21 protein-coding genes are annotated in these 22,703 nt (G+C 55.8%); 20 read left to right on the top strand and 1 reads right to left on the bottom strand.

What is annotated here, in order from left to right; translation table 11 throughout:
• Positions 1 to 210: 210 nt before the first annotated feature.
• The 7 genes from nifX to JTM80_RS13365 all read left to right on the top strand — a co-directional run bounded on the left by nifX (position 211) and on the right by JTM80_RS13365 (position 6,000).
• Positions 211 to 636, top strand: a complete 426-nt coding sequence (gene nifX / locus JTM80_RS13395; protein WP_172355845.1) for a nitrogen fixation protein NifX — start codon at positions 211 to 213, stop codon at positions 634 to 636.
• A complete protein-coding gene (locus JTM80_RS13390; protein WP_172355847.1) occupies positions 633 to 1,109 on the top strand; it encodes a NifX-associated nitrogen fixation protein in 477 nt (158 codons plus the stop codon). Before nifX ends, JTM80_RS13390 begins: the two co-directional genes overlap by 4 nt.
• Before the next feature lie 314 nt (positions 1,110 to 1,423).
• Positions 1,424 to 1,966, top strand: a complete 543-nt coding sequence (locus tag JTM80_RS13385; RefSeq protein ID WP_172355849.1) for a Dps family protein — start codon at positions 1,424 to 1,426, stop codon at positions 1,964 to 1,966.
• Positions 1,967 to 2,037: 71 nt separating this feature from the next.
• Positions 2,038 to 3,159, top strand: a complete 1,122-nt coding sequence (nifV, locus tag JTM80_RS13380; RefSeq protein WP_205369599.1) for a homocitrate synthase — start codon at positions 2,038 to 2,040, stop codon at positions 3,157 to 3,159.
• A 72-nt stretch (positions 3,160 to 3,231) separates the two neighbouring features.
• On the top strand, positions 3,232 to 3,435 hold the full coding sequence (gene nifT / locus JTM80_RS13375; protein ID WP_172355853.1) for a putative nitrogen fixation protein NifT: 204 nt from the start codon (positions 3,232 to 3,234) through the stop codon (positions 3,433 to 3,435).
• 65 nt (positions 3,436 to 3,500) lie between these two features.
• On the top strand, positions 3,501 to 4,154 hold the full coding sequence (locus JTM80_RS13370; protein WP_172355855.1) for a (2Fe-2S) ferredoxin domain-containing protein: 654 nt from the start codon (positions 3,501 to 3,503) through the stop codon (positions 4,152 to 4,154).
• Between the two features lie 247 nt (positions 4,155 to 4,401).
• Positions 4,402 to 6,000, top strand: a complete 1,599-nt coding sequence (locus JTM80_RS13365; RefSeq protein ID WP_172355857.1) for a helix-turn-helix domain-containing protein — start codon at positions 4,402 to 4,404, stop codon at positions 5,998 to 6,000.
• A gap of 157 nt (positions 6,001 to 6,157) precedes the next feature.
• On the opposite strand, the gene JTM80_RS13360 is transcribed toward JTM80_RS13365, so the two are convergent.
• Positions 6,158 to 6,631, bottom strand: coding sequence for a hypothetical protein (locus tag JTM80_RS13360; protein ID WP_205369597.1), 474 nt, complete (start codon positions 6,629 to 6,631; stop codon positions 6,158 to 6,160).
• 313 nt (positions 6,632 to 6,944) lie between these two features.
• Between JTM80_RS13360 and JTM80_RS13355 the strand changes: the two genes are divergently transcribed.
• The 13 genes from JTM80_RS13355 to JTM80_RS22770 all read left to right on the top strand — a co-directional run bounded on the left by JTM80_RS13355 (position 6,945) and on the right by JTM80_RS22770 (position 22,659).
• Complete coding sequence (locus JTM80_RS13355; RefSeq protein ID WP_205369595.1) at positions 6,945 to 8,450, top strand: hypothetical protein; 1,506 nt, start codon at positions 6,945 to 6,947, stop codon at positions 8,448 to 8,450.
• 102 nt (positions 8,451 to 8,552) lie between these two features.
• A complete protein-coding gene (locus JTM80_RS13350; protein ID WP_172355867.1) occupies positions 8,553 to 9,800 on the top strand; it encodes a DUF1822 family protein in 1,248 nt (415 codons plus the stop codon).
• Between the two features lie 17 nt (positions 9,801 to 9,817).
• A complete protein-coding gene (locus JTM80_RS13345; protein ID WP_205369593.1) occupies positions 9,818 to 10,294 on the top strand; it encodes a hypothetical protein in 477 nt (158 codons plus the stop codon).
• A gap of 39 nt (positions 10,295 to 10,333) precedes the next feature.
• A complete protein-coding gene (locus JTM80_RS13340; protein ID WP_172355871.1) occupies positions 10,334 to 10,534 on the top strand; it encodes a hypothetical protein in 201 nt (66 codons plus the stop codon).
• Positions 10,509 to 11,690 (top strand): CHASE2 domain-containing protein, encoded by a 1,182-nt coding sequence (locus JTM80_RS13335; protein WP_172355873.1) that lies wholly within the window; start codon positions 10,509 to 10,511, stop codon positions 11,688 to 11,690. Before JTM80_RS13340 ends, JTM80_RS13335 begins: the two co-directional genes overlap by 26 nt.
• Positions 11,654 to 12,145, top strand: a complete 492-nt coding sequence (locus tag JTM80_RS13330) for a hypothetical protein (protein WP_172355875.1) — start codon at positions 11,654 to 11,656, stop codon at positions 12,143 to 12,145. The genes JTM80_RS13335 and JTM80_RS13330 overlap by 37 nt, the downstream gene beginning before the upstream one ends.
• Before the next feature lie 75 nt (positions 12,146 to 12,220).
• Positions 12,221 to 13,105 (top strand): Uma2 family endonuclease, encoded by an 885-nt coding sequence (locus JTM80_RS13325; RefSeq protein WP_205369592.1) that lies wholly within the window; start codon positions 12,221 to 12,223, stop codon positions 13,103 to 13,105.
• Positions 13,106 to 13,369: 264 nt separating this feature from the next.
• Positions 13,370 to 17,020: a helicase-related protein gene (locus JTM80_RS13320; protein WP_205369591.1), complete on the top strand. Its 3,651-nt coding sequence runs from the start codon at positions 13,370 to 13,372 to the stop codon at positions 17,018 to 17,020.
• A 254-nt stretch (positions 17,021 to 17,274) separates the two neighbouring features.
• Positions 17,275 to 17,922: a Uma2 family endonuclease gene (locus tag JTM80_RS13315; RefSeq protein ID WP_172355881.1), complete on the top strand. Its 648-nt coding sequence runs from the start codon at positions 17,275 to 17,277 to the stop codon at positions 17,920 to 17,922.
• A gap of 208 nt (positions 17,923 to 18,130) precedes the next feature.
• Positions 18,131 to 18,505, top strand: a complete 375-nt coding sequence (locus tag JTM80_RS13310; RefSeq protein ID WP_172358913.1) for a GxxExxY protein — start codon at positions 18,131 to 18,133, stop codon at positions 18,503 to 18,505.
• 53 nt (positions 18,506 to 18,558) lie between these two features.
• Complete coding sequence (locus tag JTM80_RS13305; RefSeq protein WP_172355883.1) at positions 18,559 to 18,792, top strand: hypothetical protein; 234 nt, start codon at positions 18,559 to 18,561, stop codon at positions 18,790 to 18,792.
• On the top strand, positions 18,789 to 19,184 hold the full coding sequence (locus tag JTM80_RS13300) for a type II toxin-antitoxin system VapC family toxin (RefSeq protein WP_172355885.1): 396 nt from the start codon (positions 18,789 to 18,791) through the stop codon (positions 19,182 to 19,184). The genes JTM80_RS13305 and JTM80_RS13300 overlap by 4 nt, the downstream gene beginning before the upstream one ends.
• 37 nt (positions 19,185 to 19,221) lie before the next feature.
• On the top strand, positions 19,222 to 22,659 hold the full coding sequence (locus JTM80_RS22770) for a DUF1156 domain-containing protein (protein WP_225906625.1): 3,438 nt from the start codon (positions 19,222 to 19,224) through the stop codon (positions 22,657 to 22,659).
• Positions 22,660 to 22,703: the final 44 nt, after the last annotated feature.

Genomic DNA, 22,703 nt, shown 5'->3' with positions numbered 1-22,703 from the left:
GGAGTTTGGAGTTTGGATTTGCGATTGAGTCAACAGCCTTTCCAAAATCCAAAATCCCAATCCAAAATTTCTCGCTAACCCACCCCTAGCCCATCCGAGGAGGGAAATCGGAGACGGAAAATTTCCGCAGACCCTCACCCCTAGCCCCTCGCCCTTTGGGAGAGGGAAGCCAATCCAAAATCCAAAATCCAAAATCAAAGGAGCTTCACTATGAAAGTAGCCTTCGCCACCCAAGACAACATCCACATCAACGCCCACTTTGGCTGGGCCAGCAAAATCGATGTCTACGACCTCACCCCAGACGGCTTCACCTTTCTGGAAACCCTCACCTTTGGCGGCACGCTGAAGGAGGACGGCAACGAGGACAAGCTAGAGCCTAAGCTCAAGGCGTTGGAGGGCTGCACCATCGTCTACGTGGCCGACATTGGCGGCAGTGCGGCGGCGCGGCTAATCAATCGCCGCATTACCCCGATGAAGTCCGACTCTGAGAACGACAAAATCACAGCAATTTTGGCCCAGCTTATGCAAACCCTCCAGGGCAGCCCACCGCCCTGGCTACGCAAGGTGCTGCGCCAGGAACAAGCCACCCACTTTGAAAACGCCTACACCGAAACCGAAGAGGAAATCCTGCTATGACCACCGCTGAAACCCCCACCCTGCCCCCCAGTTTGACCGTGGCCGATGCGCCCTTTTTGCAGGCGATCGCCCAGCAAATTCGCGCCAACGATGCCTACGGCACCTATCGCCATTGGACCGACGAACTTCTGCTCAAGCCCTACATTCTCACCAAAGCCCAAAAGCGCGAAATCTCCGTGGAGGGCGAAGTAGACCCCCTCACCCAGGGCCGCATTCTGGCATTTTTCCGAGCCGTCGCCTACCGCATTGAGCAAGAAACCGGCCTGCTCTCCCAGGTGGTCATCGACCTCAGCCACGAGGGCTTTGGCTGGGCGCTGGTGTTTTCCGGTCGCCTGCTGTTGGTCTCCAAAACCCTGCGCGATGCCCAGCGGTTTGGCTTTGCCTCCTTGGAAAAACTCAACGAGGAAGGCGAACGGCTGGTGCAGAAAGGTCTGGAACTGGCCACCCGGTTTCCAGAAGTCAGCCAGTGGTAAGGAAGCTTTGGATTGGGGTTAGTGTTCTGTGGGTGTCCTGATGTATTCACCATCCTCAGAATGACCGAAAAATGACCGCTCAAGAGTGGCCAGGCTGTGAGGATTTCAGATAGGACTTACGCAGTTGGACGATTTCTCGCGGGCTACGTCCACGAGAAATCGTCCGAAATCCAGAGAAATTATCGCAAGTGCGAAAGTCTTTTCAGAGATAGCTGGATCATAGATGGCGAAAAACTTAAGGACACTAACAATCCCAACCCAATATCTCCTATGCGCTCTCTTTCCTGATGCTCCCTCATATCCCAGGACTCTCCATGACCACCGAAACTCTTGTTCGCGCCTTTGGCCAAGTTGGCCCAAACCCTGTCGGCTTTGATCTCGATATCACGACTGCTATCTGTGAAGGGCTGAACCTTGCCTATGCCAGCTTCCAGGCTCTTTACCTGCAATACCAAAAGCATCACTTCGTAGTAGAAGGGGCAGAGTTCTACTCCATCCACGAGTTCTTTCAGGAGAGCTACAACGCGACTCAGAGCCATGCCCACGACCTAGCAGAGCGGCTCAACGGTCTGGGCGGCATTCCGGCGGGCAACTTCGCCACCCTCTCAGACCTCTGCTGCTTTGCCCCCGAACCGGATGGAGCCTACACCTGCCGCGCCATGCTCGAACACGACCTTGCAGCCGAACAGACCATTATCGACCTGCTGCGCCGCCTCTCTGTCCAGGCTGAAAGTTTGGGCGATCGCGCTACCCGCTATCTCTACGACGAAATCCTGCTCAAAACCGAAGACCGCGCCTTTCATATCAACCACTTCCTCGCCCACGACAGTTTGACCCCGGCATTTATGACGGCGTGATAGAGCGGTCTTATGTCTCTAATTCCCCACTCCCGACCTCCCCCATTCCCTTACCAACCCGCCCCCCCACCATGATCTACATCAACGACACCACCCTCCGCGACGGCGAACAGGCCGCAGGCGTTGCCTTTGGCATAGAAGAGAAAGTTGCGATCGCCAAATTCCTTGATGCGATTGGAGTCCACGAGCTAGAGGTGGGCATTCCTGCTATGGGACGGGACGAGGCCCGGGCGATCCGGGCGATCGCCGACCTCGGCCTCAACGCCCACCTGCTGGGCTGGAACCGCGCCGTGCTGTCCGACATTCAGGCATCAATCCACTGCGGTCTGAAGCGGATTCATATCTCAATCCCAGTCTCAGAGATTCAGATTCAGGTAAAGTTTCAGGGTCGCTGGCGGGTCATGCTGGAGCAGTTGCGCGATGCTCTTGCCTTTGCCCGCGACCACGGGCTGACGGTGAGCGTCGGCGGCGAAGACAGTTCCCGCGCCGACGAGAGCTTTCTAATCGACGCTGCCCAGTATGCTCAGGAGTGGGGCGCATTTCGATTCCGATTCTGCGACACCGTCGGCATCCTTGACCCATTCACCACCCACGAACGGGTAAAAGCCCTGGTGGAAGCCCTAGACATTCCGGTAGAAATGCACACCCACAACGACCTGGGTCTGGCCACCGCCAACGCCCTGGCGGGGGTACGGGCTGGCGCGACCTCTGTGAACACTACCGTCAACGGGCTAGGGGAACGGGCCGGAAACGCTGCCCTCGAAGAGGTGGTGATGGCCCTGAAACACCTCTATAATCTTAAAACTGGCATCCAAACCCAATCCTTCCTGGAACTCTCCCGCTTTGTGGCCAAAACCGTCCACTGCGACGTTCCCCCTTGGAAGGCCATTGTCGGTGACAATACCTTTGCCCACGAGTCCGGCATCCACGCCCACGGCGTGCTGCAAAACTCCCGCACCTACGAACCCTTCGACCCCCGCGAAGTCGGCCGCCAGCGGCGGTTAGTCGTGGGTAAGCACTCTGGCCGCCGCCTAATCGAGCAGGTTCTCGCCACCCAAGGTATTCACCTCGACGGCGATCGCACTCAGTCCATCTTGAATGACGTTCGAGATCGCGCCGTCTCCCTAAAACGGAGCCTCACTGTCGATGAACTGCTCAGCATCGCCGCAGACCGAGCGTGCATGATGGCATGACAAGGGAGCTTGGATATCTTACTTCATCTCATCTTACCCGCTCTTTATCCACTCCTATCTTCCTACCCACTCATGAAAGTCATGCTCCGCACCAACGCCGCAGGCAAGCTCCTGGTCTACGTAGCCAAAAAAGACCTTGAGGAAGAAGTAATCTCCCAAACCCAGCAAGAGGATACTCAAATCTTTACCCTTTCCAATGGCTGGGAATTGGCGATCGCCGGACTCAGCGACCCCATCCAAACCCCCCAAACCGTCGAAGCCCGCAAACTGAACTAAGGAAACTTCTAATCCCCGGTCTGCTTAGACCGATTTACCTCACCACCTCGTACCTCATAGGCCCTATGTCCCCTTTCTCCGGTCTTTCCTGGCTCTTCAACCTCGACGGCACCTTCCTCGGTTTCGTAGGCGCAGACTCTACCACTGCCAAGGCCATTTACCTTGACGTAGAGGGCGAAGTGCTAACCATCAAACTGCCAAAGGAAGGACGAGCCATTCTGCGATCGCACCTGAAACCCGGCGACTACCTGCGCTGCCTTGGCCGCACCAAGTTCGATGGCAGCACCATCAAGCTCAAAGCCTACCACATCCTTACCTTCCCGCCTCTTCCCAACAACACTGATCGTCATTTCTCTCCACCCCTGTCAGAGGCAGATCCTCTGTGCAAACGCACAGCCGTGCGCCACCCCTCCTTATCTTCCCAGCCCACTCCCTCATCCCCTCCATCCCTCAAAATCCAGGTCTGCCGCAAATCCGGCTGCCAAAAGCGGGGCGGTCGCGAGTTGGTCGAAGCGTTACAGCAGGCAATTCGCGATCGCGACCTCCAATCCCAGGTCGAAATTCAGCACACTGGCTGCCAGAAGCGCTGTTCTGAAGCCCCTACTTTCACCATCATGCCTGGCAGGTACCGATATAGCCGGGTAAAGCTGTCGCACCTGCCTGAGATGCTCGATCGCCACTTTGCCCCCACAAAACCTACCCGACCCGACCCAATGTAATTTAATACTAAGGCTTTGTTGTGTTTTTCAATGAATTAATAAGTGAGATGAAATGGGGTCATCAATCCATAAATTTGGGGCTGAATTCTTGTTGTTGAAGTCACCGAATTTCGCGCTCAAACGTCCATTCTGAACCTCTTTTTAGCAATAAAAAAGAGATCCTTAAACCGTATCGGTCAGCATAAAAACTAATCACTGAGGTTGTTATCCCTGGGAGAGTCAACTGGTCAAGGGAAAGAACTGAGCCATGGCTTATACCGTGAAAGATGGCTGCATTGCCTGCGATCGCTGTCGGCCCCAGTGTCCTACCGGAGCCATCAAGACCCAAGCCGATAACGGCTACTGGATTGACCCTACCCTGTGCGATCGCTGCGTCGATCTGGACACGCCTCGCTGTGTGGAAGCCTGCACTATCGGCTCCCTAGCTCCCCTCCAGCCCAAAAAAGGCCGCAACAAAAGTACCCTGCTGCCCGCTGCTATTCCCAGCCTTTTCCTTAACGGCAAAACCACCCCCTTTGCCTCCTGCATGGTGGTGTGGGAGGCTTGCAATCTGCTAGCCCAGCGCCAGTCCTTGCCCTGGCAGGCCGACGACGACGGCTGCCTAACCTACCGTCGCACCATTCACCGGGGACAGGGGGAACTCCGGTTTCGCCTGGCTACAGACCCAGAAGCCCTCCAGGCCAGACCTATAGACTACACCCTGGGAATCGCATCCCTGACCCAGTTTGACCTGCGGGCCGCCTGTCTGCACCTGATCTTTGCCGCCCAGGCCACCACCTGCGATCGCCCCTGGGCAGAGTCTTTTGTACTCAACGACCAGCACATCGAGCAGTACCTGGGTCTACACCGTCGCAAAGACCTGACCAAGCTGGAACGGCTAACGCTGATTAAAACGCTGGTCTACCAAACTTGTCGGGTGCTAGTGTCCCTCGACTGGCCGCGCCAAGGTAAGGTGCAGGGCTTTAGCCTCGATGAACACCCCGTCTGGCAACTCCTCCACACCCAGTATTACTTCGAGACCGATGCTGAGGGCTGCCGCCACCTGATTGGTCTGAGTTTCACAGTGCGGGCCGGGGCCTGGGCGCAGCGCTTTCTCAACCGACAGGACTACCGCCGCCAGACAGCCTTTTACCAGTACGGCACTCTGCCCCAGTCCTTGCTCACCGAGGTGATGGGCAATTGGCAACAGCACGAAGGGGCCATGCGCCTGCTGCTGTGGCTGGTCTTTAAGCTGCGCCTGGGTAGCGACCACCGCATCACCATACGCACCCTGCTGCGGATTGCCTACGGCGAAGATCGCCTTACTGAGGCGTTGACTGTGCGCGGTGCCCATAAGCGCCTGATCAAAACCTTTGAAAACGACCTAGAGGCTCTCTACCACTACGGCCTCAGGCCCCAGTTCGACCCCGACACTTACCCGCCTGTTATCCAGCCCCTATGGGCTAGGGTGGCCGACATTCCCGACGATGCCGAGGCCGCCCTCAACTTTTGGACTGATGATGCCCACAGCGACCTCAGCCTTACCAATCGCGCCCCCCGCGACAAGGGGCAGCGACTCCTGAACGCCCGCCTGTTGGGGTTTGAGCTTTCAGAGGACTGGCGACAGAGCGTCGGCAAAGCCCGTCCCAAACGACGGCGATCGCCCAAATCCACCCCCCCGCAGCAGGCCGCTCCCCTTTCCGGCGCAGCCATCAAATCCGCCCGCCAGCGCCAAAACCTGAGCCAGCGGGCCCTAGCCGAACGCTTGGGCAAAAGCCAAAGCTGGATTCGCGACGTGGAGAATGGCCGATTTAGCCTCGGAGCAAGCGATCGCACTCGAATGCAAGAGGCTCTGGGCCTTGTTTAAGAAGGCTTGATGGCAGGGATTATTCAGGGATTATTCGACGATATCCCAGTCCCTCCGGGGGGCATCGCTTCATTCGGCAAGGCCAGGATTCCATTGATTGCGGGTGGAGCGATCGCACAACAATGCACGCCCCACCCGCAGTCATCGAAACGCCATCTTAGCGGCTGGGAACCACGGTAAGCCGATAGCTACCCTGGGCATCTTCCTGCATCGAACTCACCATCACCACGTAGGAGCCAGTGTAGGGCAGGCGGAGTTGCAGGCTGGAATCATTTTGGAGGCCCTGGTTTGCGTCAATAATTTGCCGGGTATTGGTATCTACTAGGGCCACCACCGTTCTAAATTCGCTGCTGGTTAGGGCGATCGCCACGGTCTGCCCCGCTTGTCCGCTAAATCGGTGGAAAACAGCGCGATTGCGTCTGCCGCTTGAGAGGGTGATTTCATGCTCAGCCCCCAGGGTTCCCTGCACCGCGAGGAGCGGCTGGGAGGCGATCGCCCTGGCCGTGCCCAGCCCCACTTGCAGTATCTCGAACTTCTCAAAGGAGTTGAACTGGGGCCGTAGGCTGAGCGGAGCCGCGATTGCAATCAACAGCGTAGCCAGAGAGAGTCCAATCGTGTTAAAGCGTTTCATTGCAAAAGTCCTCAATCTTCTTTAAAGTCACCAGGTTGCTTAGCCGTGGGCAAGCTTCACTGCCCGCTGAGGGCACCTATTTTCGGCAAACTGGACGTATGCAGTTGGGGGGTTAAGCGGTTGGGGATGGAACCTGCATAGGTCGGGCCGTGAGCACACTAGGTGGGCTGCGAGTGGCAGATTTTCCCCAAATCGCGCACACTTTTGGTGCAACTCTGATTAGATCGTTAGATCGCTGAAATGGGCGTTCTCAGCCATGCTTGGGCTAGCGCCTGTCATCTGCGGTCGTTTACCTTCAGCCCTGATTCTCCTGATGAACGTGTCACAGCGATATTGGACTCAAGTGCGAATCGACTCAGGCGGCGATCGCCGGGTCACTGAGATTGCCCCTGTCAAAGCCTTTTTTAAGGGGCAGTTTTCGAGTCTGGAGCCAGACGTTTCTAATGCGTTTCTCCAGCGTCACCTGTTGCAAATCTTGCAGCATAGTCCCGGATCTTCGGAGGCAGCGCTAGCAGAATGCAGCCTGCGCTGTTTCATTTCTCACCAAATCAATCTCGCCTGCGCTGGGTTGGCAAAAGATTTTGGCAGCAGGGCAGGCTTCAGTCACCAAGACTTGCTGCCGCTAGTGCTAGATGATGTCGAGTGCGATCGCGCTGGGGTTTCCAAGCCCTATGGCTTGGCCCCGCCTGCCGAAGGCTTCCAGCCCTTTGCCAGCCGAGTGTTGCAGAGCTTTGACCCTGACAAGGCCGAGCTAAGCACCTGGACAAAGCGCCGAGTGACCTCCCATCCAGATCTGTCCCGATTTTTGGAAAGCTGCGGCGTGCGGCTGATTAGCGACTGGGCGCTGCTGAATGACGGTAAGCTCACGCCTGCTCGACTGGCAGCGCTGCTGAGCGGCGTTTATAACGTACCCACTACCGCTAGCTCGGTGCAGGCAGGTTGCCAGCTCCTCGAAGCGTTTCATGCGGTCTATCGGCGCGATCGCCGCCTGCGGCAACCCGGCACCTCTCGCAGCCGCTGTGGGCCACCGAGCGCAGAGCAACTGAGCGAAATGATCACCTGGCTGCAAACCCAACAGGCTCGGCCCTACACGCCCGAAGCACTGCTAAAGGCGCTGAAGGCCCTGGCACAAACAGTGCGGCAGGCCCACGCCCCGCAGATGGTGTCCTTTGACCAATCAGAAATGCCCGACCAGCTTGACTACCAAATCAGCATGGGCCGCGGCGCTGGCGGCGAGGTTGGCGGTGATCTTGGCGGCGATTTAGACGATGATCCAGAAAACCCGCCCATGCAGCAGTTCTTGCAGCGTTATCGCCAAGCATTTCAACACTGCCTAGAATCTTCCATCGCCCAGAGCGTCAGCAGTCACCTGGCGCACCACCGCAAAAAACGGAAGCCGACCACTGCTGAGTTTCTGCGGGGTCTGTGCCTAACCTATTGCCAGCAGTGGCCGATGGCCAAGATTGCGCCCCAAGTAGGACTGAGCAAGCAATATCAGGTGTCGCGCCTGCTCGATTTGGACGGACTGCGGGCGGCGGTGCGCCATCACATGCTGCAAGGATTGGGCGATCGCCTGCGAGAGTGGGCGCTGTCCAAGACTGACCCGATTGAGCGTGTGCAAGAACTGGATCGCAAGCTGGATGAACTGCTGGGTGCAGAAGTCGATAAAGTGCTGGACGCGGATCGGGCATCGAGCTTTAGCGGTCAATCCAAGCACGATGCCAATGAGATGCCAGAACATCCCTGCATACCCCAAGCGCCGCTCAAGCAGGTGTTTGCCGATCGGCTCTGCCATTATCTGCACACGCTATCCCTCTAGGCAAATCCGCGATGCCTGGCTCATCCATCGTCAGTTGCATCCTCAGTTTCAGGTTTGGCGCATCGAGCGCGACTCTCAACTTATTCTTACTCTGAACTCACCATGACCTACTACATCATTGATTCTGATTCAGACCTGTTGGGGCACTTCCTCAAACCCGACGCACTGATCCTCACGCCAGAACACATCGACTGGGCGATCGCCCTCAGCCATGTCCTCAGTCCGTCCCTGCCCACCGAAGCGCAGCAGTGGCAAACCTACTTGGACGCGCTGGCGCTCGTTGGCTTTGCCCAATGGATTGAGAAACACGCACCAGAACTAGACCTGCGGAATGACTGGCTGTCTGGATTTGAACCCAGGGAGATCGATAGTATTCCTATCAGGAGGCTAGAAGGTGTTCCTGCAAGTGAGCAAATAGACTCGCTGCGATGGGTTCGAGTTGGTGATTTTCGGCTGTATCTAACGGTCACTGAAGTATTTCAAGACGGGGCGATCGCCCTGCCGCAGCGCATCCTAGACTCATCCAATTCATCAGACAATCTCCCTCATTTTTTCGTGCTTATGGAAGTTCTAGAAGACATCGATCAAGTTCGGGTCTATGGTCATTTGCGACAAGATCAATTGATTCAACATCAGCAAACCGCGGCGCTAGCTCTGGACGACGACCATCACTACAGCGTCCCCTTGGCCTGGTTTGACCCGCAGCCAGAGTCATTGCTGCTATTGTTGCGGTGTGTGGAACCAGAGGCGATAGCACTCCGCACCGCCCAGCGCGTCGCACCACCTGCCGCGCCCTACATTACTTCTCCTTTGCAAGGGCTGACGCAGCGGGCCATCAACGTTGGGCGGTGGCTGAATCATCAGTTAGACGAATTGGCGCAGGAGCTATCTTGGGTGCTATTGCCGCCGCCTGCACTCAGTCCGGGGCTGCGGAGTAGCTCCTTGCCCGCCTCTCCTGTGGAGCCGTTCGACGCACTGCTAACTGAATTTATCCAGCGCAGCGATTTGCAACTGCCCGCCGATGCGCGGGGGGCCTACCGCAATTTTGAGTGGGAGGGACTGCCGCTGCGGCTTTACGTCGTTACCTGGGAAACGGTGATGGACGGGGAACCCACCTGGGGTTTGCTGCTGTTTTTGGGAGCGCAACCCAACGCATCGCTGCCGTTGGGCATTCAGCTAGAGATTCACGATGATGTGCTAGTGCTGGAGCAAACCGCCATCACAGATGCCGCTCAGGACTATCTCTATGCCTGTGTGTTGGGTAATTTGAATGAGCAGTTTTGGGCAACGATTCGGCTAACCAATGGGGCATCTACAACGCTGCCACCCTTTCGCTTTGTGCAGGAGTGAGGGCGTTGAACAGATCGTTGAACAGAACATCGCCAGCGCCGATTCATCTCCGTGTGCAGCAGGTCGGGTCGTCCTGTTGGTTTGAGGTGTCCTGGGGGCAGGGACAGCGCACCTCGCGCACCCTAGAGTTTCCGGCAGAATTGGGGCAGCTATTGACTCGCTGGCAAACGCAGTATCTCCACTTCTACCGGAGTGTTCATCTGCCGCTGACCAAGACTTCAGAAGAAATGCAGCCCAAGTCTGCGGAGCCTGAATCGTCCAACTTATCTGACTGGTCCGGTGGGTCTAACTCTGACTCATTCTCTGATTCACTGCGCGGCAGGAGTGGCGGCAGTGGCAACTTGTCTGCACCGCCCATCGACTGGCGGGGTGAGCTGGCCAACCGTGAAGCGCAACTGCTGCACGAGTTTAACCGCTGGCTGCGGCGGGAGGAACTGTACGACATTCGGGCGGCGATCGCCCAAGCGGCTCAGTCCGCAGCTTCCCCAAATTAGTCTCCAATAAACCTGTATCTGACCTGCGACCCCACCGATTTGGCTCGGTTTCCCTGGGAAGCTTGGGAACTAGGCACTGAGTTTGCCGGGCCGCCGCTGCGGATTGTGCGAGTTGCCGCTAATCTACGCCGTCCCACCAGTCCCCCAAAGCTGCGCCGCCGCGCCCGCATTCTGGTCATCGTGGGGCATGACGAACGGCTGGATTTGCAGACGGATGAGCGACTGCTGCGATCGCACTAACGAAGCGCCGCTGGCCGGAGGCGAGCTGGGCATTGCGCCCAAGACGTTTATGACCATTAGCGCGATCGCACCACAGTTGGCGATCGCCATCGATCGGGGACTCCAGTTTGCCCTGTTCAACTCGTGCAAGGGGTTGGACATTGCCAATTCGCTGCTAGACCTGGGGTTTAGCCAAGTCGCCGTGATGCGCGAACCGATTCATAACCGCGTCGCCCAGGCATTCCTAATACAATTCCTGCAAGGACTCACCCAGCGGCTCGATGTGCATCAGTCCCTCGTGCAGGCAACACACACCCTGCGAGCCGAGCAGAATATCACCTACCCGTCGGCCCATCTGGTGCCCTCTTTTTTCTGCCATCCCGCGACGCAGCCCTACACCCTGCCTGCACCGCCGCGCCTCCGGCCAAAGCTACATGAGTTCATGGCTGTGGCAGGGTTGATCGGGCTAAGTCTATTCCCATCCATGCAGGACTGGCTGCTAGGGCAACGGCTGCTCGTGCAGGCCCAGTACCGCAATATCACACGGCAAGTTGCCACCGGAGCGCCGCCCGTGCTGATGGTGCAGATTGATCCTGAATCTGTGCGGCGGGCAGGTTTGCAGACTCCCTGGCCGATGGATCGGGCTTATCTGGCTCAGTTGGTAGAACGCCTGTCGGCCCTCGAAGCGAAGGTTATCGGCATTGATTACTTACTCGATCAGCCGCAGCCAGTCCAAGATACCCAGCTTACGGCGGCATTGCAGACAGCCCAGCGTCAATACGGTACGCGGTTTGTGCTGAGCAGTAGCTACGATACCCAAGCAAACCACTGGCTTCGCCCGATGGCAATGTTCCTGCATCCCAACTGGGCGCTGGCGGGCGATGCCGACCTCTATGGAGAGCCGAACGCGCAGGTCTACCATGCTCCCCTTGAGCTATCGGGTGAACTGGGCGCAGTGCCGCCATTTTCCTATCAGGTGGCGCGGCTGGCGCAGGCGCAGTGGTATCCCAAACGGCCACCACCGACCTCGATTCGCCCCGGCTTGCTGACCCGTCTGGGCTACGACGTGCAGCAGATGTGGCTCCATCCGATCGTGGATTTTTCGCTGCCGCCCGACCGGATGTTTCAGAAAGTTCCAGCTTGGCAAGTGTTCGACCCAACCCACCCGATGTGCTAAAGCGCGTGTTTGAATCGGCGGTGATGATCGTGCCCGGTGGCTATGACGAAGCGGGCCTGGAGCCGGGGCAAGATAACCTGGCCCTGCCGCAGGCGCTGCGCTATTGGCGACATCAGCAAAATCCGCCTGATTTGCGAGACACTCTGCCTGCTGGGGAGATGCACGCTTATCTGTTCCAGCATTTCCTCACTGGACGCTTTGCCACGCCCATTCCCGATGCCTGGATGATTCTGACAGCGGCGATCGCCACTAAGCTGACCCTCGGTTTGCTAGGGCCACCATTGCCCAACCGCCGCCGGGGACTGCTGGCCTTGACGGGCGGCACCGCGCTCTATGCCCTGGCCAGCCTGCAACTGTTCGTATCTGCCTGGGCGATCGCCCTGCCGATTGTGCTGCCTGCCGTCACCGTATGGATCTACGCCATACCCTGGCTCTGGTCATCGCGCCGTCGTTAGCACGGCTCATCAGCCCAGGTTTGAATACATTTGAATACAATGGGGCTGTGAATCACTCCACTCGAGTCTTCCTCCATGAGCTTCCCCACTGGCCATGCCGTTCCCCAAACTGAGCCACCTCGCCCGCCCTGCGAGACGCTGCCCACCATGTATGATTTGCCCAGCGAAGTGATTGGGGAACCCGGCTTGCCCGACGAATTTCACGACCTCCAGCCCCAGTTGTTGAGCCGCACCCTATCTTTGGCCGACTATCCCCGCGACCAGTGGTTTGCCGGTGCTGACCTCAACCTGTACTACGATGTCCATCATCCCCTCTGGTACAAGCGCCCAGACTGGTTTTTGGCCGTGGGGGTTCCTCGCCTCTATGCTGGACAAGACTTTCGCCGCAGTTACGTCACCTGGCAAGAAGGGCGGAATCCCCATGTGGCGATTGAATTGCTGTCGCCCGGAACCGAGCCAGAAGATTTGGGGCGCTTTTATCGGGCTGAAGATGCGATTGAAGCAGGTGTAGAAGCGGCAACGTCGCCGTCTTCCCAGCCCTATCGGGACACCTCACCGCCGACCAAGTTTCAGGTCTACGAGCAATATCTCCGGGTGCCCCATTATCTGACCTATAGCCGCCAAACCCTTCAACTCCGCTATTTTCAATGGGCAGGCGGTCGCTACCGGGAGCAGCCCCTCAATCCGACCCCTCCGCAGGTCTGGCTGGAGGATTTGCAGATTGGCTTGGGGCTATGGGAGGGGTCCTTCGAGGGAATCTCAAGCTGCTGGCTGCGGTGGTGTGATGCAGACAGTGGTTGGTACTTGACGGATACCGAACGAGAGCAGCAGGAAAAAGAGCAGGTGCAGGCTCAACTGCTGCAAGCGGCCCGAAATCTTTTGGCGACTGGTATGCCCCCTGCCCAAGTGGCAGAGTTGCTGGGCCTTTCGGCTGAACAAGTGAATCAGCTTTGGGTTTAAAGCTCAATACAGTCCCACTGCTTGGTGAACTGAGCGAGCAAGCCGTGATTGCTTATGCTGGACGTTGAGCCAGAAATTTGAGCTAGAAATTTTGTCTGAAGCAATCAGAAAAAACGAGGGGCGATCGCAAATTGCTAACCAAGAGCAAGCCAAGTCGATGATGGAGTGTAGCGGGCAATTCCAGTAAATGCCGGCTATAAATTATGCAGGTTATGCCGGGAAATATGAGCGGGGAAATATCTCTAGTTCCAGGAGCGCTACTGTATGGCTCGGCTTGAGGATTTGGTTCGTGGCATAGCTGTGAAAGGCATTTTGCCCCATGCCTTGGTCACTGTTGTGGATGTCACCTGGCATAGCGAGGCTGTGGTTGAACTGGTTTATAGGGATGCCAGTGGCAATTTGGGCAATGAGCTATTGTGGCGCGATCGCGAGCCTGACTTAGAAATTGTTACGGCTGGGCAGCCCTGGAGTTTCGATGGTGATGGTGCTATGCTGCGGCTGGTGTCGGAAGCGCATCGGATTCGGCTGGCCCATTTGTTTGATCCGCTGCTGGCCGTCCATACGTCGCTTGTGGAACCCCTGCCTCATCAGATTACGGCAGTCTATGGGGAGATGCTACCCCAGCAGCCGCTCCGATTTTTGCTGGCAGACGACCCTGGGGCTGGCAAGACCATCATGACTGGGTTGTTGATGCGAGAGTTTCTGATTCGGGGGAACTTACACCGCTGCTTAGTGGTTTGTCCAGGAAGTTTGGCAGTACAGTGGCAGGATGAATTGTTCCAAAAGTTCCATTTGCCCTTTGAGATCCTCACAAGCGATCGCATCGAGGCTGCGCGAACCGGCAATGTTTTTACTGAAATTCCCCTCCTCATTGCCCGGCTTGATCAGCTCAGTCGCAATGATGACTTGCAGATCAAGCTCCAGCAGACCGATTGGGATCTGATTGTGGTAGACGAGGCGCACAAGCTGTCGGCTTCGTTTTTTGGGGGAGAGGTTAAAGAGACGAAACGCTACAAGCTAGGTAAAAAACTGAGCCAGATCACTCGCCATTTTTTGCTGCTGACGGCAACGCCACACAATGGCAGAGAAGAAGATTTTCAGCTTTTTATGGCGCTGCTAGATGGCGATCGCTTTGAGGGACGATTTCGTAACGGTGCTAAACCAACTGATGCATCGGACTTGATGCGGCGATTGGTGAAAGAAGACTTGCTCAAGTTTGATGGAAAGCCGCTTTTTCCAGAGCGCAAAGCCTATACGGTGACCTACAGTTTATCTGACCTGGAGCAGCAGCTTTATCACAAGGTCACGGAATATGTGCGAGAAGAGTTCAATCGGGCAGATGCACTGGAGAACAATGGGCGTAGAGGAACTGTTGGATTTGCGTTGACCATTTTGCAACGACGGCTGGCATCTTCGCCGGAGGCAATTTATCAGTCGTTGCGGCGAAGAAGGGAACGGCTGGAGCAACGATTAAAAGAAGAGAGAGGGGAACCACAGAGGCACGGAGGGCACGGAGAAGGAACTCTGTGGTCTCTGTGTCTCCGTGGTGAATTAGACGAGGAAGATTTGACGGCAGACGAGTGGGAAGTGTCTGAAGAAGAGGTGGTGGATCAGGCCACGGCAGCTCGCACGATTGCTGAACTGCAAACTGAGATTGAACGGTTAAAGGACCTCGAAAACCTAGCACTGCGGGTGCGGCGGAGTGGGCGCGATCGCAAGTGGGAGGAGTTGTCGCGGGTGATTCAGGCGATCTTTGCACCACAGAGGCACAGAGAGCACGGAGAAGAAACTCTGTGGTCTCTGTATCTCTGTGGTTCATCCCGCAAACTGGTAATCTTTACCGAACATCGAGATACCCTCAACTATTTGGCTAACCAAATTACTACCCTGCTGGGACGGACTGAGGCCGTGGTCACGATTCACGGCGGCATGGGTCGGGAGTTGCGCAAGCAGGCGGAGGAGGCGTTTAAGCAGGATGCTGCGGTGCAGGTCTTAATTGCGACGGATGCAGCGGGTGAGGGGATTAATCTGCAACGGGCGCATCTGATGGTGAACTATGACTTGCCCTGGAACCCCAACCGGCTAGAGCAGCGGTTTGGACGGATTCACCGGATTGGGCAAACGGAGGTCTGCCATCTCTGGAATTTGGTGGCGGAGCAAACCCGCGAGGGAGATGTGTATCTGACGCTGTTGCGAAAGCTGGATCTGGAAGAGAAGGCATTGGGCGGCAAAGTGTTTGATGTGTTGGGTAAGGCGATCGCTGGGAAGGAATTGCGTGAGCTGTTGATTGAGGCAATCCGCTATGGCGATCGCCCCGACGTTCGAGCCAAGCTGCATCAAGTTTTGGCCGACCGTCTAGATCAGCAACGCTTGCGTGAATTGCTCGAAGAACGGGCCTTAGCGCGAGACATCATGGATGCCTCCAAAGTGCAGCAGATTCGGGAAGAGGTGGAACGGGCCGAGGCACGGCGACTCCAACCCCACTTTATTGCGTCCTTTTTCTTGGAGGCATTGGCTCGACTAGGGGGCACAGTTCGGCCGCGGGAACCTGGACGATATGAGATTACCTACGTGCCAGCCCTGCTTCGTAGCCGCGAATGGCAGATTGGCAGAGAGCCGATTCTGCGGCGCTACGAGCGGATTTGTTTCGAGAAGGAACTGATTAACGTTCCGGGGAAGCCAACTGCTGCTTTTATTTGCCCGGGACATCCGCTGCTGGAGGTTGTCATCAAGATAACCCTTGAGCAGCATCAAGATTTGCTGAAGCGGGGGGCGATGCTGGTGGATGAGAATGATTTTGGTGAGCAGGTGCGGGTGCTAGTGTATCTAGAGCATTCGATTCAGGATGCCAGAACTGATAGCAGCGGCAAGCGGCGAGTGGTGTCAAGGCGAATGCAGTATGTGGAGATTTTGGCACCACAGAGGCACGGAAAGCACAGAGAATTGGAAGTGAGGAATGCAGGGTATGCGCCTTACCTGGATTACCGCCCCCTCACCCCCGATGAGCGCACCCTCCTAGAAACTCAAGCTCCTCTGTGTCCTCTGCGCCTCTGTGGTTCCAATCTCGAAACCCAAGCCACCACCTACGCTATTACGCACTTGGTTCCCCAACATCTCCAGGATGTCCGAGAACACAAGGAAAAACTCATTGACAAAACCATTCGGGCTGTGAAAGAGCGGCTGACTCAAGAGATTTATTACTGGGATCAGCAGGCAGAACGCTTGAAACAACAAGAGGCGGCAGGTAAGGTGAATGCCAAGATTAACTCCACCAAAGCGAGAGCGAGAGCCGATGAGCTGGAGTCTCGACTGCAAAGACGATTGACAGAATTGGAACAGGAGCGCAAGCTCTCGCCTCTGCCGCCCGTCGTCGTGGGGGGAGCATTGATCGTCCCGATTGGCTTGTTGCAGCGACTACAGGGCAAGCGGCAGTCAGCAGCAGAGTTGTTTGCCAGAGAGACGCAGCGAGTAGAGCAACTGGCGATGCAGGCAGTCATAGCAGCAGAGCGAGCGTTGGGGCACGAACCACGAGATGTGAGCCAGGAGAAGTGTGGCTACGACATTGAGTCTCGCGTGCCAGCGATCGCAGATCAGCCCAGCCGCATCCGGTTTATTGAAGTGAAAGGACGCATTGAAGGAGCAGAAACCGTCACTGTGACCAAAAACGAAATTTTGACTGCCCTCAACAAGCCAGAAACTTTTGTGCTAGCCCTAGTACAAGTGCCCAGATCAGCCGACTTCCCTGAAGGAGATGCATTTAAGGTGGCCACGTCAAAAGGGAGCTACAACGCGGGCGATAACGGTTGTATTGTACGCTATGTGAGGCACCCGTTTCAACGAGAACCAGACTTCGGAGCGAGTAGTGTGAACTATGAATGGCGGGAGTTGTGGGAAAGGGGGGAGAAACCTCTGTGATCTCTGTGTCTCTGTGGTGAATTTTGAGAGTGAACCACGGAGGCACAGAGGACACGGAGGAAGTAAATCGCTGTGACCTCTGTGTCTCTGTGGTGAATTTTGAGAGTAAACCACGGAGGAAGTAAATCGCTGTGACCTCTGTGTCTCTGTGGTGAATTTTGAGAATAAACCACGGAGGCACGGAGGACACGGAGGACAGGATAATTTTGGGTGGGTTCTGTTGATAGAGCGTTTTCGGGAGGAGGGTGGATGCCATGCTGTTGGAACTGAAGCGTTGGGTTGTGCCGCCCGGTCACCAAGTTTTGTTGCGAGATGTGTCTTGGTCAGAATTGGAGCAAATTTTGGAGGAACTGGGTGAGCATCGAGCGGTTCGCATCTCTTACAGCAGTGGTTTATTGGAACTTATGACGCCTCTGCCCGAACATGAGGATGATAAAGTCATCATCAGCGATTTCGTTAAGATTCTCTTAGAGGAGCAAGGGAGGGAGTTTCGGAACCTCGGATCGACGACGTTTAAGCATGAGCAGATGGATCAAGCTGTAGAACCTGATGAATGTTTTTATATCCAACACGAAGCAGCCATTCGGGGCAAAAAACGAATTGATTTAGGAGTTGATCCTCCCCCAGACCTAGTCATCGAGATTGATATCACAGCCCGCACTCGCCTGGGTAACTATGAAAAATTGAGAGTGCCAGAACTCTGGCGCTACGATAGCGAGGCTCTGGAAATGTATGTGTTACAGGGAGAAACCTATTCTTTATCCTCTGAGAGCTTGCAGTTTCCGGGGATGGCGTTGCAGGAGGCGATTCCTCATTACTTAGAGATGAGTAAGACGCAGGGGAGAACGGTTGCTATGCGTGCATTTCGGGATTGGGTTCAACAACAAATGAAACCTCTGTGATCTCTGTGTCTCTGTGGTGAATTCTGGAATTAGACCACGGAGGCACGGAGGGCACGGAGAAATAACTCTGTGATCTCTGTGTCTCTGTGGTGAATTCTGGAATTAGACCACGGAGGCACGGAGGGCACGGAGGAAGGAAATCTCTGTGATCTCTGTGTCTCTGTGGTGAATTCTGAGAGTGAACCACGGAGGCACGGAGGGCATGGAGATGGAGTTGGATGAAATATCGGGACAGGTGATTGGGGCAGCGATCGCCGTTCATCGAGAGTTGGGGCCCGGGTTACTGGAATCGGTGTATGAAGCGTGTTTGGTGCATGAATTGCGCCAGCGGGGGGTTCAGATTGAGCAACAAATCCCGCAACCTGTCATTTACAAAGGATTACAGTTAGAGTGTGGCTACCGTTTAGATCTCCTGGTCGAGAATCGGGTCATCGTAGAATTAAAAGCCGTTGAAACCCTCTTACCCATCCACGAAGCCCAGCTTTTGACCTACCTCAAACTCCGTCAACTCCGCCTTGGCCTCCTGATCAACTTCAACGTCCCCATCCTCAAACACGGCATCAAACGCCTCCTCAATGGCTAACCCTCCGTGCCTGCCGTGTCTCTGTGGTTATTTATTATTCAGGAGTTAAATTTATGAATGCCTATAAGCTAGCAGCAACCCTAATCGAGGACGGCACTCTCATCCTGAAAGGATTACCCTTCCATGCCGGGGATACCGTAGAAATCATTATCCTAGAGCAGTCAAAGGAACAGTCAGCATCCCCACCCCGACAAACCGAGTATCCTCTTCAGGGAAAACAACCTTATCGCTACGATGATCCGTTTGAACCTGCCGTACCTGCGGAAGATTGGGAGGTTTTGAAGTGATTGCGCTAGACACACACATCTGGATTTGGTGTGTGCAAAAAGATAGCAGGCTGAACCAGCAACACGAACAGTGGCTCCAGCAATATCGATCGGAGGGGCTAGGGGTAAGTATCTTTAGTTGCTGGGAAGTTGCGAAGCTGGTTGAGAAACAGCGATTAGTTTTGCCAGAAACGATTGATCGATGGATGGAGATGGCATTGGCCTATCCTGGAGTACGATTGCTGGGGTTGACGTTACCGATTGTGGTGAAAGCGACCCAACTGGAAGGGTTTCACAATGATCCAGCGGATCAAATCATTGTGGCAACCGCCCAAGTCCATGCCTGTCCACTGCTCACAGTTGACACCAAAATCGTCAATTATCCCCATGTTCAAATTCTGACAGAGTTTTGATACTCTCCGTGCCCTCTGTGTCTCTGTGGTTCCTACTATGCCCCATCGCAAAAAACTGATCGAAGTCGCTTTGCCCCTAGAAGCCATCAACCTCGAATCGGCCCGTGAGAAATCGATCCGCCACGGGCACCCCAGCACCCTGCATCTCTGGTGGGCACGCCGTCCCCTGGCCGCCTGTCGTGCCGTCCTATGGGCTTCGCTCGTGGATGATCCGGGTAGCTGGCCCGACAAATTCCCCAGCGAGGCAGACCAGATGCGGGAACGGCAGCGGCTATTCAATATTTTGGGACGGATTGAGACGGAAACGGATAAGAAGGGCAACACGAAGCAAGTGGTGCGGGGGTTGGTGTCGTGGGATGACGTGAATGATCCCAACTCTGGGGTGCTGGAGGCGGCTCAACGGGAGATTGCCCGGTGCTTGGCTTGGGAACGGGGTGAGGAACCGCCAACAAAACCCGATGCGGTCAGAGCCTACATTGTGAAGTATGCACCCCCTGCCTATGACCCGTTTTCGGGGGGTGGATCAATTCCGTTGGAAGCACAGCGCTTGGGGCTGGAGGCTCACGCCAGTGATTTGAACCCAGTGGCGGTGTTGATCAATAAGGCGTTGATTGAGATTCCGCCGAAGTTTAAGGATAAATCCCCGGTCAATCCTGAAGATCGCGCTAAGAAAAGTATTTCATCGTGGCGGGGGGCGCAGGGGTTGGCGGCGGATGTGCGGTTTTATGGGGCCTGGATGCGGGAGCGGGCGTTTGAGCAGATTGGGTATCTTTACCCGAAGGTGAGGATTGGGAACCACGGAGGCACGGAGGACACAGAGAAAGAAAACCTCCGTGATCTCTGTGCCTCTGTGGTGAATAGAAACCACGGAGACACGGAGGGCACAGAGGCGACGGTGATTGCGTGGCTGTGGGCGCGGACGGTGACCTGTCCGAACCCGGCCTGTGGGTGTGCGATGCCGCTGGTGCGATCGTTTCAGCTTTCGACGAAGAAGGGGAAGGAGGCTTGGGTAGAGCCGATCGTGGAGGATAGGAACCACGGAGACACTGTGGTGAATAAAAACCACGGAGACACGGAGGACACAGAGAATCTCCGTGATCTCTGTGCCTCTGTGGTGAATAAAAACCACGGAGACACTGTGGTGAATAAAAACCACGGAGACACGGAGGACACAGAGAAAGAAAACCTCCGTGATCTCTGTGCCTCTGTGGTGAATAAAAACCACGGAGACACTGTGGTGAATAAAAACCACGGAGACACGGAGGACACAGAGAATCTCCGTGATCTCTGTGCCTCTGTGGTGAATAAAAACCACGGAGACACTGTGGTGAATAAAAACCACGGAGACACGGAGGACACAGAGAAAGAAAACCTCCGTGATCTCTGTGCCTCTGTGGTGAATAAAAACCACGGAGACACTGTGGTGAATAAAAACCACGGAGACACGGAGGACACAGAGAATCTCCGTGATCTCTGTGCCTCTGTGGTTCCCAAAATCCGGTTCATCGTCAAATCAGGCCAGGGTAAAGCCCCAGAAGGCACCGTAGACCGCAAAGGGGCACGCTGCATCGCCTGCGAAACGCCCGTGCCGCTGGAGTATGTGCGCCAGGAAGGCCGCGCCGGACGCATGGGTGCCCAAATGATGGCCATTGTGGCTGAGGGTCAAAACGGACGGGTGTATCTGGCACCGACGGCGGAACAGGAAGCCATCGCCAATGCCGCCCAACCCCAATGGAAACCGGATACAGAGCTTATTTGTAAATCCGGAGTTATCAATGCTCCACTCTATGGCATGACCAAACACGCCGATCTCTTCACCCCCCGGCAATTGGTTGCCCTCACGACCTTCAGCGATCTGGTGGGGGAAGCACGGGAACGGGCAACTCAGGATGCTCTTGCCGCTGGCTTACCGGATGATGATGTGCCGTTGAATGATGGCGGTACCGGAGCAAGAGCCTATGGAGATGCGATAAGTGTTTATTTGGCGTTTGTACTGAGTAAAGTAGCAGACAGAGGCTCAACGTTGGGGCGATGGGATCCAACTCCCACACAAAGCGGAGTCATTAACACTTTTAGTCGCCAAGCACTGCCAATGACATGGGATTATGCAGAGACAAATCCGCTAGGAGACGCTTCCGGCAGTTTTATTGGGTCAATTAATTGGGTAATTAAGGTTCTTGAAAATCATACTGGTAGCGCAAAGGCACAGGTTAGCCAACACGACGCAACCACCCCCCACCCCCACCACGACACCACCCCCAAACTCATCTCCACCGATCCACCTTATTACGACAACATTGGTTACGCAGACTTATCAGATTTTTTCTATGTTTGGTTACGCCGTTCTCTTGGTGCTATCTATCCCAGTATTTTTAATACGGTTCTTGTTCCCAAAGCTCAAGAATTGGTCGCCGATCATTTTCGACATGGAGGGCATACCCAAGCGAAAGATTTTTTTGAAGCAGGGTTAGTGAAATTTTTTCATCGAGCGAATAACCTTAATCACCGCAACTATCCCGTCACGGTTTACTACGCGCTCAAACAAACGGAAAGTGATGATAGCGATCAAGTCGCATCCACGGGCTGGGAAACTATTCTCGAAGGGTTGATTCAGTCCAACTTCAGTATTGATGGCACCTGGCCACTCCGTACCGAACTCGCTAACCGGATGCACGCCCAAGCCTCCAACGCCCTCGCCTCCTCCATCGTCCTTGTCTGCCGCCCCCGCCCCACCGATGCGCCCAAAATCACCCGTCGCCAATTCCTCAGCGAACTCAAACGCGAACTGCCAGCGGCGCTTAAACTCTTGCAGCAGGGCAACATCGCCCCTGTAGACCTCGCCCAAGCTAGCATTGGCCCCGGCATGATGGTCTATTCTCGCTATGGGGCAATCTTGGAAAGCGATGGCTCCCCGATGCCCGTCCGCACTGCCCTGCAATTAATTAACCAATACCTCGACGAATACCTCACTGAACAAGAAGGCGAATTTGACAACGACACCCGCTGGGCCCTCACCTGGTTTGAGCAACACCAGTTTCACCCCGGCGACTATGGCACCGCCGAAACCCTCAGCAAAGCCCGCAATACCAGTGTGAGTGGCATGGTGGAGGCGGGCATTCTAGAAGCGAAGGCGGGCAAGGTGCGGCTGCTCAAACGCGAAGACTTGCCCCCCGGCTGGAACCCCGCCACCGATCAGCGAATGCCCCATTGGGAGATGATGCAACACCTGATTCGGGCACTGACCAACGAGGGAGAACAGGGTGCAGCGACGCTGTTGGCAACACTCTCCGCCACCCAGGGCGATGCGGTGGCCGTGTGTCGCGACCTGGCCTATCGGCTCTATAGCCTGTGCGATCGCAAGGGCTGGAGCCAAGAAGCCGTCGCCTACAATAGTCTCGTGGTTGCCTGGCCCGAAATCAGCCGCCTCGCCTCAGCCCTACAGGCGAGCGACTCCGTGCAAACGCGGCTGCTGTAGGCCTGGCCACCAGGGTGCAGCAAAGTATAAAGATACAGATAAAG

It is taken from the genome of Thermoleptolyngbya sp. PKUAC-SCTB121 (genome assembly GCF_016919485.1).
Taxonomy (GTDB): domain Bacteria; phylum Cyanobacteriota; class Cyanobacteriia; order Elainellales; family Elainellaceae; genus Thermoleptolyngbya; species Thermoleptolyngbya sichuanensis.
This window is presented reverse-complemented; position numbering and strand designations above follow the sequence as displayed.

What these genes read in the sequence shown, in the direction of transcription:
- nifX (WP_172355845.1), top strand. Translation starts at nt 211, where the DNA reads ATGAAAGTAGCCTTCGCCACCCAAGACAACATCCACATCAACGCCCAC.
- JTM80_RS13390 (WP_172355847.1), top strand. Translation starts at nt 633, where the DNA reads ATGACCACCGCTGAAACCCCCACCCTGCCCCCCAGTTTGACCGTGGCC.
- JTM80_RS13385 (WP_172355849.1), top strand. Translation starts at nt 1,424, where the DNA reads ATGACCACCGAAACTCTTGTTCGCGCCTTTGGCCAAGTTGGCCCAAAC.
- nifV (WP_205369599.1), top strand. Translation starts at nt 2,038, where the DNA reads ATGATCTACATCAACGACACCACCCTCCGCGACGGCGAACAGGCCGCA.
- nifT (WP_172355853.1), top strand. Translation starts at nt 3,232, where the DNA reads ATGAAAGTCATGCTCCGCACCAACGCCGCAGGCAAGCTCCTGGTCTAC.
- JTM80_RS13370 (WP_172355855.1), top strand. Translation starts at nt 3,501, where the DNA reads ATGTCCCCTTTCTCCGGTCTTTCCTGGCTCTTCAACCTCGACGGCACC.
- JTM80_RS13365 (WP_172355857.1), top strand. Translation starts at nt 4,402, where the DNA reads ATGGCTTATACCGTGAAAGATGGCTGCATTGCCTGCGATCGCTGTCGG.
- JTM80_RS13360 (WP_205369597.1), bottom strand. Translation starts at nt 6,631, where the DNA reads ATGAAACGCTTTAACACGATTGGACTCTCTCTGGCTACGCTGTTGATT.
- JTM80_RS13355 (WP_205369595.1), top strand. Translation starts at nt 6,945, where the DNA reads ATGAACGTGTCACAGCGATATTGGACTCAAGTGCGAATCGACTCAGGC.
- JTM80_RS13350 (WP_172355867.1), top strand. Translation starts at nt 8,553, where the DNA reads ATGACCTACTACATCATTGATTCTGATTCAGACCTGTTGGGGCACTTC.
- JTM80_RS13335 (WP_172355873.1), top strand. Translation starts at nt 10,509, where the DNA reads ATGAGCGACTGCTGCGATCGCACTAACGAAGCGCCGCTGGCCGGAGGC.
- JTM80_RS13325 (WP_205369592.1), top strand. Translation starts at nt 12,221, where the DNA reads ATGAGCTTCCCCACTGGCCATGCCGTTCCCCAAACTGAGCCACCTCGC.
- JTM80_RS13320 (WP_205369591.1), top strand. Translation starts at nt 13,370, where the DNA reads ATGGCTCGGCTTGAGGATTTGGTTCGTGGCATAGCTGTGAAAGGCATT.
- JTM80_RS13315 (WP_172355881.1), top strand. Translation starts at nt 17,275, where the DNA reads ATGCTGTTGGAACTGAAGCGTTGGGTTGTGCCGCCCGGTCACCAAGTT.
- JTM80_RS13310 (WP_172358913.1), top strand. Translation starts at nt 18,131, where the DNA reads ATGGAGTTGGATGAAATATCGGGACAGGTGATTGGGGCAGCGATCGCC.
- JTM80_RS13305 (WP_172355883.1), top strand. Translation starts at nt 18,559, where the DNA reads ATGAATGCCTATAAGCTAGCAGCAACCCTAATCGAGGACGGCACTCTC.
- JTM80_RS22770 (WP_225906625.1), top strand. Translation starts at nt 19,222, where the DNA reads ATGCCCCATCGCAAAAAACTGATCGAAGTCGCTTTGCCCCTAGAAGCC.